Source organism: Bifidobacterium sp. AGR2158 (genome assembly GCF_000424225.1).
GTDB lineage: Bacteria > Actinomycetota > Actinomycetes > Actinomycetales > Bifidobacteriaceae > Bifidobacterium > Bifidobacterium anseris.
Genome location: NZ_AUJM01000016.1, coordinates 79,740 through 96,939 on the forward strand (window position 1 = coordinate 79,740; position 17,200 = coordinate 96,939).

Below are 17,200 nucleotides of genomic sequence, written 5' to 3' on the forward strand. Positions count from 1 at the left end.
CCGAAGCATATCGCGACTCAGTGTCGCCGTCAGGCGTTGCCGCCGAGCGGCGCGCCCTCGAGCGGCTGCAGCACACCGGTGAGCAGCAGGATGGCGACGACGACGGCGAGCACGATGCGGTAAATCGCGAACGCCTTGTAGGAGAACGTCGATACGAACTTGAGGAAGCCGATGATGACGATGTAGCCGACGACGAAGGCGACGATGGTCGCCGCGATCGTCGCACCCCAGCCCGGGAACATCGGATCGGCGGCCGCTCCCCCGTTGATCGCCTTGGCGGCCTCGAGGATGCCGGCGCCGAACACGGCCGGGATCGCCATCAGGAACGCGCAGCGCACCGCGGCCTCGCGCGTGTAGCCCATCGCACGGCCGAACGTGATTGTGCCGCCCGAACGCGAAACGCCCGGGATGAGCGCGAGCATCTGTCCGATGCCGTAGAGGATCGAATCCTTCGTCGTCATGTCGTCGATCGTCTTGACCTGCGGGGCGCGGTCGTCGACGATCCACAGGATGATGCCGAAGATCAGCAGCATCGCGGCCGTGATCCACAGGTTGCGCAGCGTGCTTTCGATCGCGTCCTGGAACAGCAGGCCGGCGACGACGATCGGAATCGTCGCGATGATGATGTACCAGCCGAGACGCGCGTCCTTGTTGCCCGCGCCCATGCGATGCCGCCAGTCGGAGCCGTGCTTGCCGGCGAGGCACAGGCACCAGTTCTTGAGGATGTTCCAGATGTCATGGCGGAAATACAGCAGCACGGCGAGCTCGGTGCCGATCTGGATGATCGCCGTGAACGCGGCACCCGGATCCTGCCCGAGCATGAGGTCGCCGATGATGCGAATGTGCGCGCTCGACGAGACCGGAAGGTATTCGGTCAGCGCCTGCACGAGTCCCAGGAATATTGCTTGGAAGAAGTTCATGGACCCTCGTTGAGATAGATGGATGAGTGGATTGACTTCGTGTTCACTGTACCGCTACCCGTCCCGACGCCTACACGCACGATACCGCGCAGGCCCTAGGATGGGCACCGGGGACGCGGGGCACCCATCGCCCGCCCCGACAACGCGCAACGGCGAACAGCGAAAGGAGCCGACGATGGCTTTGGAATACAGGAAGAGCAGGGCGCACGCACCGAAGGGCTTCTTCGAATGCGAAGGCAGAGGACTCGAATGGCTCGGCGAGGCGACGGCGCAGGGAGGTCCACGCGTCGTCAAGGTGTACGGCTGGGGCGACGACCACCTCGACATCGAACGCGTGGACGCCTGCCCCTCCACACCGCAGGCCGCCTACCGCTTCGGCGCGGCCCTCGCCCACATGCACGACGCCGGCGCCCCCTACTTCGGATCCGCCCCCGACGGCTACGACGGCACCTGCTACTTCGGACCGCTGCAGGATCCGGTGCCGATGGACACCGGCACATGGACCGACCCGGCCACCTACCTCGCCGAAGGGCGTCTGCGCCCGATGGTGCAGCTCGGCATCGAACGCGGCACGCTGCGCGAGACGGACATGGACCTGACGAACGAGGTCATCGACGCGCTGCCCGAACTGCTCGGCCGCGCCGCCTCCGACCGGCCCGCACGCGTGCACGGCGACCTGTGGAGCGGCAACGTCATGTGGACCGCCGACCGAGGCGACGTCGAAGCCGTCCTCATCGACCCGGCCGCGCACGGCGGACACCGCGAGGAGGACCTCGCGATGCTCCACCTGTTCGGCATGTCCTACCTGAGCGAGATCACCGCCGGCTACCAGTCCGTACACCCGCTCAAAGCCGGATACGAGGAACGCACGACGCTCTGGCAGCTCTACCCGATCGCCGGCCACTGCGTATTCTTCGGCGGAGGCTATGTGAGCGAATACCGCCAGATGTGCCGTTCGCTGCTCAGCTGAACGCGTCCTTGATCTTGCTGAAGAACCCCTTCTTCTGGGCGGCGACCGGCTTCGAACCGTGCGCGTCGACGGAACGGTCGTCGTCCTTGCGCAACTGGCCGAACTCGTCGATGAGCTTGCGCTCGCGGTCGTTGAGCTTCGTCGGGATCTGCACCTCGATGTGGGCAACGAGGTCGCCGCGCTCGCCGTCGCCGCCCAGATGCGTGACGCCGAGCCCCTTGAGCTCGATCTGCTGCCCCGGCTGGCATCCGGCGGGGATCTCGAGCGGCTGTTCGCCGTCGAAGGTGTCGAGCGTGGTCTGGTGTCCAAGCACGGCCCACGTCATCGGCACGCTGATCCAGCAGTGCAGGTCGTCGCCGTCGCGCGTGTACTGGCGGTCGCGGCGCACGCGGAAGTCGATGTAGAGGTCGCCCGCGGGACCACCGCATTCGCCGACCTCGCCCTGGCCGTCCATACGCACGCGCATGCCGTCGTCGACGCCCGCCGGCACCGGCACTTCGACCGTGCGGCGCGTGGGGACGCGTCCGTGGCCGTGGCAGACCGTGCACGGATGCTCGATGATCGTGCCGTGGCCTTCGCAGCGTTCGCACGGCGCCGAGGTCATCATCTGGCCGAGCAGCGTGCGCACGACCTTCTGGACGTGGCCGGTGCCGTGGCACTGCGGACAGGTGACCGGCGGCTTGCGGTCCTCGGAGCCAGTGCCCTCGCAATGCTCGCAGACGCCCATTGTGCGGTATTCGAGCTGCTGCGTGCCGCCGAACACGGCGGTCTTGAGCGTAACCGTCAGCGATTCGATCGTGTTGCGGCCCGGCTGCGTGCGCGGGATCGGCCCTTCGCCGCCTGCGCCGAAGGCGCCGGTGAAGAACTGGCTGAAGATGTCGCCCATGTCGAAGGGGCCCGACGCGCCGTAGCCACCGGCGTTCGGGTCGTTCGGGTCGACGCCCGCGTCGTACATGCGCCGCTTGTCCGGGTCGGAGAGCACCTCGTAGGCGCTGTTGACCTCCTTGAACTTGTCCTCGTATTCGGCGCCGGCGATGTCCGGATGGTATTTGCGGCTCATCTTGCGGTACGCCCGCTTGATCTCCTCTTCGGTAGCCGTGCGTTCCACGCCAAGCGTTTCGTAGTAGTCAGCCAATGCCGGGGTTCCTTTTCTTCCGATGGTTCAACTGGTTCAACAGGTTCAACGTGTCTGCCGTCAGGTCCGTGGGTCACGAGGCCATGCTGGTCTCGGTCGTGCCGGTGCGCCCCAGGAACGTCGTCAGGTACCGCGCCACGGCGCGCACCGACGCCATCGTGACGGCGTAGTTCATATGGGTGGGTCCGATCGATCCGACGAAGGCGATCGGCGCGACCGCCGCGCCTTCCTCGTCCTTTTCGGCGTCCATGTCATCCGTGTCTTCCCCGTCCGCCTCGCTCGCACCGTAGCCGCTCGTGACGACGGCCGCGTGGATGAGTCCGGGCGTGTTCGTCTCGGAGCCGATGGCCACACCGACGCCGCGCGCGTCCGTCGTCTCGCTGAGTGCGGTCATCAGATGCATGAGCACGGCGCGCTCCTCGAGCGCATCGAACAGCGGAGCGAGGTCCTGCGCGGTCGCATGCTGGTGCGCGAGCGTCGAGACGCCGGACATGAACAGCTCGTGCGTGCGCTCCTCGTCGGCCATCGATTCGAAGGCGTGCGCGACGAGCCCGGGCAGTGCGCGCACGTCGTCCATGTCATCGCCGAGACGCAGCGCGCGGATGCGTGAGGCGGCCGTGCGCAGCGTCAGCGCGCTGCAGCGTTCGTTGACGACGACGGCGAGCCGCTGCAGATGTTCGCGCGACGGCAGCTCCTGCACCGACAGCACGTGCTGTGCGACACGGCCGGTGTCGGTGACGACGACGGCCAGGATCGACACGGCTGAGACCGGCACAAGCTCGAGGTGCCACAGACGTGACTTGCCCAGCGACGGCGATGCGACGACGGCCACCTGGCCGGTGAGTTCGGACAGCAGGTGCGCGGCGCGCTGCAGCGTGTCCTGCAGGTTCACCGAATCGTCCAGGAAGGTGCGCATGGCGCGTCGCTGCGACTCGCTCAGCGGCACGACGGTGGCGAGCGTGTCCACGAAATAGCGGTAGCCGCGCTCAGTGGGCACGCGGCCAGCCGAGGTGTGCGGCTGCACGAGGTATCCCTCCTCCTCGAGCGCGGCCATGTCCTTGCGGATCGTGGCCGAGCTCACCTGAAGATGGTGGCGTGCGATGAGCGCGGCGGAGCCCACCGGCTCCTGCGTGCGGATGTAGTCCTCGACGACAGCGTGCAGCACCTGCATGCGACGTGTCTGGGTCATGGTCGCTCAAGCCTCCTGAACTGTTCGAAGCGGACGGGCGCGCGTGACGACGCGCGCGACCGATCGGGATCCATTGTATGAGCACTCTTGGTCATCGAGTGCTAGTTTGCCGCTGCCGGCGAACGCCCCGCGGGCCCCGCGTGGTCGCCCCGGGACCGCCCCGTAGGCGACCGCGCACGAACGAACACGCCAAACTCCGCCGTTTAAGTCGGTTACGGCGGCTACTATGTAAGGGCAATGTGAAGGACGTGCGAAGAACGGCACAATGCCGGCCCCCCGTGCGTCCGAAGTATTGGAAGGAAAGTAGATCACCTATGACCGATAACATCTGGTCTGAACTGGACGAGCGCGCCATCAAGATGGCGAAGGCCCTCTCCGCCGATGCGGTGCAGAAGGCGGGTCACGGCCATCCCGGCTCCCCGATTTCGCTGGCCCCGATTGCCTACACGCTCTATCAGCGTTTCATCAAGCAGGACCCGAACGACCCGAACTGGGCCGGTCGCGACCGCTTCATCCTCTCGGGCGGCCACGCGTCGCTCACCCAGTACGTTCAGCTGTACTTCTCCGGCTACGGCCTGACGCTGGATGACCTCAAGTACTTCCGCGGCGGCGCGGACACGCGCACTCCGGGCCATCCCGAGTACGGCCTGACCCCGGGCATCGAGATGACGACCGGCCCGCTCGGCCAGGGCGTCGCATCCGCCGTCGGCTTCGCATACGGCCAGCGCTACGAGCGCGGCCTGCTCGACCCGGACGCCCCGGAGGGCACCTCGCCGTTCGACCACAAGGTGTGGGTCATCTGCGGCGAAGGCGACATCGAGGAAGGCGTCTCCGGCGAGGCCTCCTCGCTCGCGGGCAACGAGAAGCTCGGCAACCTCTTCGTGATCTTCGACGCGAACCACATCCAGATCGAGGGCGAGACGAAGATCGCGCTCGACGAGGACGTCATCGGCCGTTACAAGGCCTATGGCTGGTACACCGACGAGATCAGCTTCATCCAGCCCGACGGCTCCTACAAGGAGGACATCGAAGGCCTGACCAAGGTCCTCGAGAAGGCCGAGCAGGTCACCGACCGCCCGCACTTCATCAAGGTCGACACGCTCATCGCATGGCCGACCCCGGGCAAGACGAACGATCCGTCGTCGCACGGCTCCGCCCTCGGCGACGAGGCCGTCGCCGGCCTCAAGAAGGCACTGGGCCTCGACCCGGAGAAGACCTTCGAGGTCGATGAGGAGGCGCTTGCCCACGCCCGCAAGGTCGCCGAGCGCGGCCTCGAGGCGCACAAGGAATGGGACGAGGCCTTCGATAAGTGGGCCGCCGCCAACCCGGATAAGGCAGCGCTGTATGAGCGCATCAAGAACGGCGAACTGCCGGCCGAGTTCGACAAGGCCATCGACGATCTCGAGGCCGGCTTCGAGGCCGGTTCCAAGGTTGCCACCCGCAAGGCCTCCGGCGCCGTGATCAACGCGATCGCACCGATCATGCCGGAACTGTGGGGCGGCTCCGCCGATCTGGGCGGCTCCAACAACACGAACATCAAGGGTGCCGCTTCCTTCGCTCCGGCCGAGGACGCCACGACCCAGTGGCCGAACTGCTCGCCGTACGGCCGCCAGCTGCACTTCGGCGTGCGTGAGTTCGCGATGGGCTGCATTACCAACGGCATCCTGCTCGGCTCGGACACCCGTCCGTTCTCCGGCACCTTCTTCCAGTTCGCCGACTACATGCGCGCCGCGGTCCGCCTGTCCGCGCTCATGGAGATCCCGAACCTGTACATCTGGAGCCATGACTCCGTCGCCCTCGGCGAGGATGGCCCGACCCACCAGCCGATCGAGCACCTGAGCTCCTTCCGCGACATCCCGCAGCTCGAGGTCGTCCGTCCGGCCGACGAGTGGGAGACCGCCGAGGCCTACCGCTACTTCTTCGAGAAGAAGAACACGCTGCCGACCGCGATGGTCCTGACCCGTCAGGGTGTCCCGACGCTCGTCGAGACCGCCGAGAAGGCCAAGGAAGGCGTGCGCAAGGGCGCCTACGTGCTCTACGGCGAGGAAGGCCAGCCGGACGTTATCATCATGGCTTCCGGTTCCGAGGTCCAGTGGGCGCTCGAGGGCGCCAAGCAGCTGGCCGCCGAAGGCATCAAGGCCCGCGTCATCTCGATGGTTTCGATGGAATGGTTCGAGGAGCAGGACGACGAGTACAAGGAGGAGATCCTCCCGAAGAGCGTCAAGGCCCGTGTCTCCGTCGAGGCCGGCTCCGCGATGTCCTGGTATAAGTACCTGGGCAGCTACGGCAAGGCCATCGCCATCGACCAGTTCGGCCTGCAGGGTGACGGTGCCCAGAACATGATCGATCTGGGCATCACAGCCGAGCACGTCGTCGAGGCCGCGAAGGCTTCGATCGAAGAGGCTCGCTGATTCATCCATGAGGGGATGTCGCACGGCATCCCCTCCCCTTGCGCCTATACTGCAATAGGCGGAAAAATTTTTCCCCAACAACAAACAGGAGAAGCAACATGACTGCATCCACTCAGGCAATTTCCGATGCCGGCGTTTCGATCTGGCTGGACGATCTGTCCCGCACCCGCATCGAGTCGGGCAACCTCGAAGAGCTCATCAAGAACGACAACGTGGTCGGCGTCACGACCAACCCGTCGATCTTCCAGAAGGCCCTGAGCCAGGTCGGACCGTACGACGCCCAGCTCAAGGAGCTCGGCAAGGTCGACGTCGAGACCGCGATCCGCGAGCTCACCACCACCGACGTGCGCAACGCCTGCGACATCTTCAAGCCGGTCGCCGAGGCCTCCGACTACGTCAACGGCCGCGTCTCGATCGAGGTCGACCCGCGTCTGGCGCATGAGACCGCCGAGACCGAGAAGCAGGCTGAGGAGCTGTGGGCCAAGGTCGATCGTCCGAACGCGATGATCAAGATCCCGGCGACCCTCGAGGGCCTTCCGGCGATTACCGCCACGCTCGCCAAGGGCATCTCCGTCAACGTCACGCTGATCTTCTCGCTCGAGCGCTACGAGCAGGTCATCGACGCCTTCATCGAGGGCATGGTCCAGGCCGACGCGAACGGCAAGGACCTCTCCAAGATGGCTTCGGTCGCTTCCTTCTTCGTCTCCCGCGTGGACACCGCGGTCGACAAGCGTCTTGAGGAGATCGGCTCGCTCGAGGCCAAGGGCCTGATGGGCAAGGCCGCTGTGGCCAACGCCCGCCTCGCCTATGAGCTCTTCGAGAACAAGTTCGCCGAGGATCCGCGCTGGGCTGCCCTCGAAGCCAAGGGCGCTAAGAAGCAGCGTCCGCTGTGGGCCTCCACCGGCACCAAGAACCCGGCTTACTCCGACGTCAAGTACGTCGACGAGCTCGTCGCCAAGGACGTCGTCAACACGATGCCGGAGAAGACGCTGCTCGCGGTCGCCGATCACGGTCAGGCCACGCTGGGCATCATCCCGGGCAACTACGACGAAGCCCACGACATCATGAACGACCTCGCTGAAGTCGGCATCAACTTCAAGGATGTCACCGACAAGCTCGAGGCCGACGGTGTCGCCGCCTTCATCAAGTCCTGGGATTCGGTCCTCACCGACGTCCAGGCGGGCATCGACCGCGTCAACGGCTGAGCTCCGTCCCTCGGACATGATCCGTTGCTGACCTGAAGGTCAACACATCGGGCCCCGGCATTTGCCGGGGCCCTTTTCGTATCCGTATGCGTGTCGTATCCGCATGCATGTGATTGTCGTCTGCGACGACGTCGTCGCGTCTGGACGGCACGAACGATCGTGCGCGCGGTTCAGCTGGTGCGGATGCCGATGCTGCGCGCGAACACCGCGGCGAGGTCGGCGATCTGTTCGAGCGTCATCGTCGTGCCTGCGAGCGAATCGACGCCGCGGATCTCGCGCAGCCGCGCGCCGCGCAGATCGACATCGGCGCATGCGGCGTGCTGCAGCGAGAGAATGTCCACGCGCGTATCGACGAACGCGATACGGGAAAGCCGGGCGTCGTTGCCGTCGAACTCCCCTATCGCGCAGTCGCGGAACACGAGATCGCGGCACACGGCGCTGCGGCAGTTGAGATAGTCGATGCGGCATCCGCGTATCTCGACGCCGACGATTCGCGTCGCATGCGCCTGCACGGCGCCGAACGCGCAATCCTCGACGAGGCTCGCCTCGATGCCGGCCGCGTGGACGTCGCAGGACGCGGTACGGCAGTCGCGCGCCACCGTGTGTCTGACATGGGCGCGCGTGGCGACCAACTCGCCGACGGCCAATCGTTCGAAGGCGCAGTCGAGCATGGCGGTAGCGGTCAGGTCGACGGCGTCGACGCGCTGATCGGCGACGCGCACACCGTCCAGATCCTCCTCGGGACGTATGACGGCGATGCGGGCGTCAGTGTACACGGCATCGTCATTGGGAAGACGCGGCAGACGTGGCGGCGTCGTGGCATGGATGTTCGGCATAGGACCAGCATAGGGCGATCCGTCGCTCACATGTCGCGCAGCGATGCGAGGAACGTCTCGATCCGCGAGCACGCCTCCTTGATCTGCTCCATGCCCGTCGCATAGGAGATGCGCACGAATCCCTCGCCGGAGTCGCCGAACGCGGTTCCGGGGACGACGGCGACCCGCTGCTCCTCGAGCAGCCGCACGCAGAACTCGTCGGAGCTCAGCCCCGACGACGTGATGTTCGCGAAGACGTAGAACGTGCCCTTCGGCACATTCGTCGTCAGGCCCATGCGGTTGAGCCGCGCGCAGATGAGGTTGCGTCGCGCCTCGTACTGCCGGCGCATCGCAACGATGTCCGGCACGCCGTGCTCGAGCGCCTCGATTGCCGCGTACTGCGCGGCCGTCGGCGCCGACATGATGACGAACTGGTGCACCTTCGTCAGCTGCGCACTCAGCTCGGGGCTGCTCAGCAGGTAGCCGAGACGCCAGCCGGTCATCGCGAAAGCCTTCGAGAAGCCGTTGATCACGAGCACCTGATCGCGGATCTCACCGAAGTTCGCCGGTGAACAGAATTCCCCGTCGAACACCAGCTCGGAGTAAATCTCGTCGGAGATGACGTAGATGCCCGAATCCCTGATGATCGGCACGATGCGCGCATAGTCGTCGCGGCTCATGACGCCGCCGGTGGGATTCGACGGGAAGTTGAGGATGATCGCCTTCGTCCGCTCACTGATCGCCGCCTCGAGATCCTCGGGCAGCAGCTTGAAGTCGTGCTCCTGCGTCAGTTCGATGCGCACCGGCACGCCGCCGGCCATCACGATCGCCGGTTCGTAGGCCACGTAGTTCGGGTCGAGCACGATGACCTCGTCGCCCGGGTTGATCAGCGTGCGGCAGCACAGGTCGACGGCCTCAGAACCGCCGACTGTCACGAGGATCTGCGATTCGGGGTCGTAGCCGATGCCGTAACGGCTGCGGTAGTAGTCGGCGATGCGCCGCCGCAGCGCGATGAGTCCCCGGTTCGCCGTGTAGTGGGTGTGGCCGTCCTCGAAGGATTCGACGGCCTTCGCGCTGATATGCCAGGGCGTGTCGAAGTCCGGCTCGCCCACGCCGAGCGAAATGACGCCCTTCATCGCGTTCGCCAGATCGAAGTACTTGCGGATGCCGCTGGGCTTGAGCGCCTCGACGACGGCATTGATCGGCTTCATCAGTAGCTCACCACCAATCGTCCCTCGTCACCCGTCGCGCGGGCGGCGCCGGTGAGCACGCCTGACTGCTTGTACTGCTTGAGCACGAACAGCGTCTTCGTGCCGCGCACGTGCTCCATGACGGCGATGCGGTCGGCGACGAAGCGGCACACCTCGAACATCGTCCTGCCCTGCACGAGGCAGATGAAGTCGTTGTCCCCGGTGATCAGATACAGCGAATCGATCTCGGGGTACTTCGCGAGCAGCGCAGCCGTGTGGTCGTAGCCTTCGTCCTTCATCGGGCTGACGTCCACCTCGATGAACGCCATGATGCGTTCGTCGCGCAACACCTTGTTGTAGTTGATCACCGTATGGTAGCCGCAGATGATCCGCTCGTCCTCCATGCGCCGCACACTCGAGGCGACGCGTTCCTCGTCCTCGCCGAGGATGTCCGCCAGGTCGCGCGCGTCGAGCCGCGCGTCGTTCTCGAGCAGTTCGAGAATCGACAGATCGTTCGCGTCGACGTCCGCGTCCTGCGCGCGGCCGTCCCTATCCATGTCGCCCATGTGGCGCCCTCCTTCCGTGTGTCTGTCCGCTGCGTGCGTCGTAATCATTGGCGATAGTAGGAGAAGAATCGCGTCATCTTGTCGACGGCGCCCTTGAGCACCTCGACGCGCGGAAGATAGACGACGCGGAAGTGGTCGGGGTCCTTCCAGTTGAAGCCGGTGCCCTGCACGATGAGCAGCTTCTCGTCGTGCAGCAGGTCGAGTGCGAACTGCTCGTCGTTGTGGACGTTGAATTTCCTCACGTCGATCTTCGGGAAGATGTAGAACGCGGCCTTCGGTTTGACGGCGGTGATGCCGTCGATCGAGTTGAGCGCGTTGTAGATGTATTCGCGCTGTTCGTAGATGCGGCCGCCGGGCACGATGTAGTCGTTGACGCTCTGATGGCCTCCGAGCGCGGTCTGTACGATCGACTGCGCCGGCACGTTCGAGCAGATGCGCATGTTCGTGAGCATGTCGAGGCCCTCGATGTAGTCCTTCGCGATCGCCTTGTTGCCTGACAGGATCATCCAGCCGATGCGGTAGCCGGCGATCATATGCGACTTCGACAGGCCGCTGTAGGTGACGCAGAACAGATCCGGCGCGAGCGAGGCGATCGACGTGTGCTCGAGGCCGTCCATGACGAGCCGGTCGTAGATCTCGTCGGAGAAGATCATCAGCTGGTGCTCGCGCGCCAGTTCGACGATCTGCTCGAGCACCTCCTTCGGGTAGAGCGCGCCGGTCGGGTTGTTCGGGTTGATGATGACGATCGCCTTCGTGCGGTCGGTGATCTTGGAGCGCATGTCGTCGATGTCCGGATACCATTCCGACTGCTCGTCGCACACGTAGTGCACCGGCTTGCCACCGGCCAGCGTGACGCACGCCGTCCACAGCGGATAGTCGGGCATCGGCAGCAGCACCTCATCGCCGTTGTCGAGCAGCGCGCTCATGCTCAGGTTGATCAGTTCGCTGACACCGTTGCCGGTGTAGATGTCTTCGACGCCGACGTTCGGCAAGTTCTTGAGCTGGGCGTACTGCATGATCGCCTTGCGTGCCGAGAACAGGCCCTTGGATGCCGAATAGCCTTCGGTGTCGGTGAGCTGCTGCGCCATGTCGTAAACGACCTCGTCGGGCGTGCGGAAGCCGAAGGGCGCCGGGTTGCCGATGTTGAGCTTCATGACATGCATGCCGGCGGCCTCCATGCGCGCGGCCTCGTCGACGACCGGTCCGCGCACGTCGTAGAGGACGTTGTCGAGCTTGTGCGACTTCGTGAAGGTGCGCCTGCCGCGCGTCTTGGGTTCCTCGGACGTCACGCTCGACGGCACGTCGGTGAACGAGGGATCCTGTACATCGTCGTCGAATTGCGGTTCCATGCTGTGCTCCTGTCCGGGTTGTGCTGCGATGTGCTGGTTGTTCAAAGTTGATGATGAGAAGTGTTCACCGTTGTTATGTTCAATGGAGGCATGATGTTCAACGTGAGCAGCCTGTTCAATCTTTGTATATTCAATATTGCTTGACTGTTCAATGATTTCCGATTGTTCAACGTTGGACCGTTGTTCAACGCTGTCATAAGATTGAACATCTGTGCCGTGTTCAACGTCGTCAACATGTTCAATGTTGATGTTCCGTTCGACGTACTCACTATGTTCAACTGGGTGCGTGTGCTCAACGGAATCGTCATGTTCAACGGCATCGTGATGTGCGACGTTATCATGCGCGCCGCTCCCCTCGATCACATCGTCGAAGGTCGCCGGATGCGCGTCGAAGGCGACGGCCTCGCCTGCGAGCCAACGCGCGTCGACACCGAGCACGGCCGCGAGGAATCGTTCGATCTCAGGGCGCGGACGCGTCTTGCCGTTGACGTACTGGCTGACGTGGCTGCGGCCGAGCTTGACGCCGTGCTCCTCGGCGGCCTTCACGAAATCGCTCTGCCGTATGTTGCGCAGTTCCATCGCCTGATTGAGACGATGGGCGAAGCGATCCTCCATCTGAAGCTCCTTCCAACGGGTGTTCAACGCAAAACTGAGCGACAGTCTAGCACACGTTGAACATGACACGCTGAACATTGAACAAAATATGGACATCGTTGAACGCAGCCAACCGGGCATATCTGCGCATGCCTTTTCAGACATGTGTTCAACATTGTCATATTGATGTTCAACGCTACCGATTATTTGTTCAATGTCTGTGTTCAGGTGTTCAACTACAGCAGATTCTGTTCAATCCACTGTGCGACGCCGTCGTCGTTGTTCGACGCACATACGTCGTCGCTGATGGCGAGGACCTGCGGGTTCGCGTTCGCGACGGCGACGCCGGTGCCGGACTGCTGCATCATCGCGATGTCGACGATGTCGTCACCGAAGGACACAGCCGACGTCGGGTCGATCCCCCAGCGTTCATACAGCGTGCGCATCGCCTGCTCTTTGTTCGCGTCCGGTGCCATCAGCATCCACAGCCTCCCCTCCGAGATGTGCACGTCAAAGTCGTCCGGGACAAGCGTGGCGAGCAGTTCGGTCTGGTCGGCGCGCGGGAAGATGATGATCTTGTCGGCAACGCCTTCGGGCACATCACGGAAATCGGTGTAGGTCCACGTCTGCGTCGTCCAGTACTGCGTCACGTCGAAGTTCGTGTAGCGCACGTCGTCCATGACGATGCCGATCTGCAGATCTGGCATGACGCTCAGGATCGCACGGCACACCTCGCATGCGCGGCGCGACGGGAACCCGACCTTGAGGATGCCGTCCGCCGCAACGGGGCGTCGCCCGGTGAGCGAGTCCATGTCGGAATGGGCGGGGTCGAAGTCGATGAGCGCGCCGTTGAGATAGATGCACGCGTCGGCGTGCAGACGCTGGACAATGCCGAGGCCGGTGCTCACCGGGCGCGCCGTGGCGACGGCGAACGGGACACCGGCGGCGTGCAGACGGTCGACGGCGCGCTGCGTGCGCGCGCTGAAGTCGCGGTCCTCGAAACGCAGCGCGTCGTGCAGCAACGTGCCGTCGAGATCGACGATGACGGATGGTGTGTCGGGCATGGTCTCCCCTCCCCTATCAGGTTGTCGTGGCAATGGTCGGATACGCGGTGGTCGGATACAAAGAATCCCATGGCCGTCATGGCCATGGGATCGAAGCTGATGAGCGTCGTCCGGATGCTCAGGCTGCGGGGACGAACTTCGCGATGAGTCCGAGCGCGACGATGATCGCGACCCAGATGAGCGCGATGATGACCGTCCAGCGATTCAGGTTCTTCTCCGCGACGCCCGAGGAACCGGCGTTCTGCGTCAGGCCGCCGCCGAACATGTCGGACAGGCCGCCACCCTTGCCCTTGTGCATAAGGATGAGCAGGGTGAGCAGCAGGCTGAGCACGACGAGCACAATCTGCAGAATCAGCTTGACAACTGCGATACCGGACACTGGTGAACCTCCAAAACTATCAATTGCTGGTACCACCTTAGCGCAAGGCCGAGAACAAAACGATGCATAATCTCAAAGACCTTGTGAAGATGTGGTCTGCAGCGTGAGCATGCAGATCCTCGTCAGCTCGTCGACGTGCAGAGCGGCGCCGCCGATGAGGAATCCGTCCACGTCGGGTTCGCTGATGAGTTCGACGGCGTTCTTCGACGTGACCGATCCCCCGTACAGCACGCGCACCGTCTGTGCGACGTGGTCGTTGAAGGTGCGCGCCAGATGCGCGCGGAACGCCTCGGCTGCGTCCTGCGCGGACTGCGGCGTGGCGACCATGCCGGTGCCGATCGCCCACACCGGCTCGTAGGCGATGATGAGCCGTTCGGCCTCCTCGTCGGACAGGTCGCGCGTCACGTCGTGCACCTGGCCGACGGCGAAGTCGAGCTCGATGCCCTTGCGACGCTCCTCGAGGCTTTCGCCGACGCACAGGATCGGCTGCATGCCGGCGGCGAGGACGGCGCGCACCTGGTCGACGATGTTCGCGTCGTCCTCGGGATGGTATTTGCGGCGTTCGGAATGCCCGACGATGACGTAGCTGCAGCCGAGCCGGGCGAGCATGTCCGCGGAGACGTCGCCGGTGAAGGCGCCCTGGGATGTGACGGAGACGGTCTGCGCCCCGTAGCGGATCCTGAGGTTGTCGGCGTCGACGAGCACCTGGACGCTGCGCAGCGCCGTGAAGGCCGGGAACAGCGCCACCTCGCATTTCGAGAAGTCGAAACGGCGGGATTTGAGGTTTCTCGCGAATTGCTGGACGAAGGCGGTCGCCTCAAGATGATCGAAGTTCATCTTCCAGTTACCGGCCACCATCGGAATGCGTGCTGATGCCATATGGATTCCCTAGGACTTGGGTCTGCGGATGGAACGCGCGGCGCGCACCGCCGTGTACCGGACGGTGCGCGCCTTGGTGTATCGGGTCGCTCGCGGCGGAATGTGTCAGTCGAGGACCTTGAGGCCCGGGAGCTCCTTGCCCTCGAGGAATTCGAGAGAGGCGCCGCCGCCGGTCGAGATGTGCGAGAAGCCGTCCTCCGGGAAGCCGAGGTTGCGCACCGCGGCCGCGGAGTCGCCGCCGCCGACGATCGTGAACGCGCCGTTAGCCGTCGCGTCGACGAGCGCCTGGGCGACCGCGCGGGTGCCGTTGGCGAACTGCGGGATCTCGAACACGCCCATCGGGCCGTTCCACACGACCGTCTTGGAATCGACGATCTTGTCATGGAAGAGCTTGCAGGACTCCGGGCCGATGTCGAGGCCCATCATGTCGGACGGGATCTGGTCGGCCGGGACGACCTCCGGGTCGATCGGGGTGTCGCCCGCCGGGAAGCCCTTGTTGACGACGATGTCGATCGGAAGGACGAGCTCGACGCCGTTCTTCTCGGCCGTCTCGATGTAGCCCTTGACCTTCTCGATCTGGTCCTCCTCGAGCAGCGAGGTGCCGACCTCGTAGCCCTTGGCCTTGAGGAACGTGAACACCATGCCGCCGCCGATGACGAGACGATCGGCCTTGTCGAGGAGGTTCTCAATGACGCCGAGCTTGTCGGAGACCTTCGAACCACCGAGCACGACGGTGAATGGACGCTCCGGGTCCTCGGTCGCCTTGGACAGCGCCTTGACCTCCTTCTCCACGAGCAGGCCAGCGGCGGCCGGCAGATCGGCCGCGACGTCGTAGTTGGAGCCCTGCGCGCGGTGCACGACGCCGAAGCCGTCGGAGACGAAGACGTCGCCGAGGGCGGCGATCTTCTTCGCGTACGCGGAACGCTCGGCCTCGTCCTTGCTCGTCTCCTCCGGGTTGAAGCGGACGTTCTCGAGCAGCACGACGTCGCCGTCCTTCATCGCGGCGACCTTCTCCTGCGCGTCCGGGCCGTAGGTGTCCTTCGCGAGGACGACCGGCACGCCGAGCAGCTCGCTCAGGCGCGCGGCGACCGGCGCGAGGGAGAGCTCCGGGACGACCTTGCCCTTCGGGCGGCCCAGATGAGCCATGAGGATGACCTTCGCGCCGTCCTTGCGCAGCTGCTCGATCGTGGGCAGCGCGGCCTTGATGCGACCGTCGTCGGTGATGGTCGTGCCATCGAGCGGCACATTGAAATCAGCGCGGACGAGGACGCGCTTGCCCTTGAGATCTCCAAGATCCTTGAGTGTCTTCATATGGATTTTCCTTTCTCGCCGCCGGGGTTGACGGGGAACGGCTGCATGATCCGCCAGTTACGCATCATACAGCCAAAAACGAACAGGCGATGCCTTCGCCGAGAGCGTCGCCGCGCCTGTCCACAGATCTGCGGGGCCCTGCCGGCCCCGGGGACCGAGGCCTCAGGCCTCGGCGTCGTTCTCCTGGGACGCCTTGGCGACCTTGTCCGCAAGCTGCAGCAGGCGACGGATGCGTCCGGCAACCGCGTCCTTCGTGATCGGCGGCTCGGCGAGGCGTCCGAGCTCCTCGAGGCTCGCGTCGTCGTGGTCGAGGCGCAGCTGGCCGGCGGCGCGCAGGTTCTCCGGCACGTCGTCACCGAGGATCTCGAAGGCGCGGCGCACCTTCTCGCACGCCTCGGCCGCGGCCTTCGCGCTGCGGCGCATGTTCGCGTCGTCGAAGTTGGCCAGACGGTTCGCCTTGCCTCGGGCCTCGCCGTCGGAGCGCTTGCCTGTCCATTCGCGCGCCGAGCGCGGCGCGCCCATCAGGTTGAGCATGCGTTCGATCGCGTCGGGGTCCTTGAGCGTGACGCGGCGCGAGCTGCGCAGCTGGCGCGGCTTGGCGCTGATGCCGAGGCGGCGTGCGGCGCTCGTGAGCGCCAGCGCGGTCTCATCGGTCGGGCAGATGATCTCGAGATAGCTGGCCTTGCCCGGATCGGACAGGCCGCCGTGCGCGAGGAACGCGCCGCGCCAGATCGCCTTGATCTGCGCGATGTTGCCGGCCGTGAGCTCCTGCGGCAGGCCTGCGACGACCTGATGCTTGCGCCGGTCGAGCAGGCCGGTCTGCAGTGCGAGGGCGACGCCGCCGCGTTCGACGATGACCATGTAGCGCCGCACCGGGCCGGTCGGCGTCTGGCGTTCGACGGCCGTCAGCATTGCGTCGTGGCCGTAGAGGTTCTTAATCGCCCGCTGGAGCCACTGGGCCGCGTCGAGCGAGTCGAACTGCGCCTGAACGATGATGTTTCGATCGCTTTTGCGAAGGCCGCCTCCGAAACGGAGCATCGAGGTCACCTGCGCCTTCTGCGCGAGGACCATCTCCCCGTCGATTTCGGACAGCTCACGTTTGACTTCATCGAGAAGAGCCAAAGGATCCTCCTGTTGTGTTTATCGTGATCGATACGGCGTGTCGCAAGTGACCACCGAGATTCCGTGATACCGAAGGTCTTGGACAACGACGAATGTGGAAT

General features: G+C 64.7%; 16 protein-coding genes. 4 read left to right on the forward strand and 12 right to left on the reverse strand.

The window, feature by feature from the left end:
* Positions 1 to 29: 29 nt before the first annotated feature.
* Positions 30 to 920 carry an undecaprenyl-diphosphate phosphatase gene (locus tag G606_RS0106775; RefSeq protein WP_026645322.1) on the reverse strand — a complete coding sequence of 297 codons (891 nt, stop codon included), beginning with the start codon at positions 918 to 920 and terminating at the stop codon, positions 30 to 32.
* A gap of 175 nt (positions 921 to 1,095) precedes the next feature.
* Here G606_RS0106775 and G606_RS0106780 point away from each other — a divergent pair, with 175 nt between their 5' ends.
* Entirely contained in the window at positions 1,096 to 1,890 is a 795-nt protein-coding gene (locus G606_RS0106780; RefSeq protein ID WP_026645323.1) for a fructosamine kinase family protein, read from the forward strand.
* Here G606_RS0106780 and dnaJ read toward each other — a convergent pair.
* Positions 1,883 to 3,025 carry a molecular chaperone DnaJ gene (gene dnaJ / locus G606_RS0106785; protein ID WP_026645324.1) on the reverse strand — a complete coding sequence of 381 codons (1,143 nt, stop codon included), beginning with the start codon at positions 3,023 to 3,025 and terminating at the stop codon, positions 1,883 to 1,885. The genes G606_RS0106780 and dnaJ overlap by 8 nt on opposite strands.
* Positions 3,026 to 3,098: 73 nt before the next feature.
* Entirely contained in the window at positions 3,099 to 4,214 is a 1,116-nt protein-coding gene (gene hrcA / locus G606_RS0106790; RefSeq protein ID WP_026645325.1) for a heat-inducible transcriptional repressor HrcA, read from the reverse strand.
* A 314-nt stretch (positions 4,215 to 4,528) separates the two neighbouring features.
* On the opposite strand from hrcA, the gene tkt reads away from it, so the two are divergent.
* Complete coding sequence (gene tkt / locus G606_RS0106795) at positions 4,529 to 6,625, forward strand: transketolase (protein WP_026645326.1); 2,097 nt, start codon at positions 4,529 to 4,531, stop codon at positions 6,623 to 6,625.
* 98 nt (positions 6,626 to 6,723) lie between these two features.
* Positions 6,724 to 7,830: a transaldolase gene (tal, locus tag G606_RS0106800; protein WP_026645327.1), complete on the forward strand. Its 1,107-nt coding sequence runs from the start codon at positions 6,724 to 6,726 to the stop codon at positions 7,828 to 7,830.
* A 170-nt stretch (positions 7,831 to 8,000) separates the two neighbouring features.
* Here the strand turns inward: tal and G606_RS0106805 are convergent, their stop codons facing one another.
* From G606_RS0106805 to G606_RS0106820, 4 genes are read right to left on the reverse strand one after another with little or no spacing between them, the layout of a single operon-like run.
* Entirely contained in the window at positions 8,001 to 8,666 is a 666-nt protein-coding gene (locus tag G606_RS0106805) for a hypothetical protein (protein WP_026645328.1), read from the reverse strand.
* A gap of 26 nt (positions 8,667 to 8,692) precedes the next feature.
* Entirely contained in the window at positions 8,693 to 9,856 is a 1,164-nt protein-coding gene (locus G606_RS0106810; protein WP_026645329.1) for a pyridoxal phosphate-dependent aminotransferase, read from the reverse strand.
* A complete protein-coding gene (locus G606_RS0106815) occupies positions 9,856 to 10,401 on the reverse strand; it encodes an Lrp/AsnC family transcriptional regulator (RefSeq protein WP_081664102.1) in 546 nt (181 codons plus the stop codon). The genes G606_RS0106810 and G606_RS0106815 overlap by 1 nt, the downstream gene beginning before the upstream one ends.
* Before the next feature lie 44 nt (positions 10,402 to 10,445).
* On the reverse strand, positions 10,446 to 11,906 hold the full coding sequence (locus G606_RS0106820; protein ID WP_231371449.1) for an aminotransferase class I/II-fold pyridoxal phosphate-dependent enzyme: 1,461 nt from the start codon (positions 11,904 to 11,906) through the stop codon (positions 10,446 to 10,448).
* 6 nt (positions 11,907 to 11,912) lie between these two features.
* Between G606_RS0106820 and G606_RS11205 the strand changes: the two genes are divergently transcribed.
* Positions 11,913 to 12,425: a hypothetical protein gene (locus tag G606_RS11205; protein ID WP_133120872.1), complete on the forward strand. Its 513-nt coding sequence runs from the start codon at positions 11,913 to 11,915 to the stop codon at positions 12,423 to 12,425.
* A 155-nt stretch (positions 12,426 to 12,580) separates the two neighbouring features.
* Here the strand turns inward: G606_RS11205 and G606_RS0106825 are convergent, their stop codons facing one another.
* The 5 genes from G606_RS0106825 to whiA all read right to left on the reverse strand — a co-directional run bounded on the left by G606_RS0106825 (position 12,581) and on the right by whiA (position 17,099).
* Entirely contained in the window at positions 12,581 to 13,408 is an 828-nt protein-coding gene (locus G606_RS0106825) for an HAD hydrolase family protein (protein ID WP_026645332.1), read from the reverse strand.
* 118 nt (positions 13,409 to 13,526) lie between these two features.
* The gene (gene secG / locus G606_RS0106830) at positions 13,527 to 13,778 is read right to left on the reverse strand and encodes a preprotein translocase subunit SecG (RefSeq protein ID WP_024541321.1); all 252 of its coding nucleotides are present in this window, start codon (positions 13,776 to 13,778) and stop codon (positions 13,527 to 13,529) included.
* Positions 13,779 to 13,859: 81 nt separating this feature from the next.
* Positions 13,860 to 14,666, reverse strand: coding sequence for a triose-phosphate isomerase (tpiA, locus tag G606_RS0106835; protein WP_026645333.1), 807 nt, complete (start codon positions 14,664 to 14,666; stop codon positions 13,860 to 13,862).
* Positions 14,667 to 14,771: 105 nt separating this feature from the next.
* Positions 14,772 to 15,977, reverse strand: a complete 1,206-nt coding sequence (locus G606_RS0106840) for a phosphoglycerate kinase (RefSeq protein WP_026645334.1) — start codon at positions 15,975 to 15,977, stop codon at positions 14,772 to 14,774.
* Between the two features lie 162 nt (positions 15,978 to 16,139).
* The gene (whiA, locus tag G606_RS0106845) at positions 16,140 to 17,099 is read right to left on the reverse strand and encodes a DNA-binding protein WhiA (protein ID WP_026645335.1); all 960 of its coding nucleotides are present in this window, start codon (positions 17,097 to 17,099) and stop codon (positions 16,140 to 16,142) included.
* Positions 17,100 to 17,200: the final 101 nt, after the last annotated feature.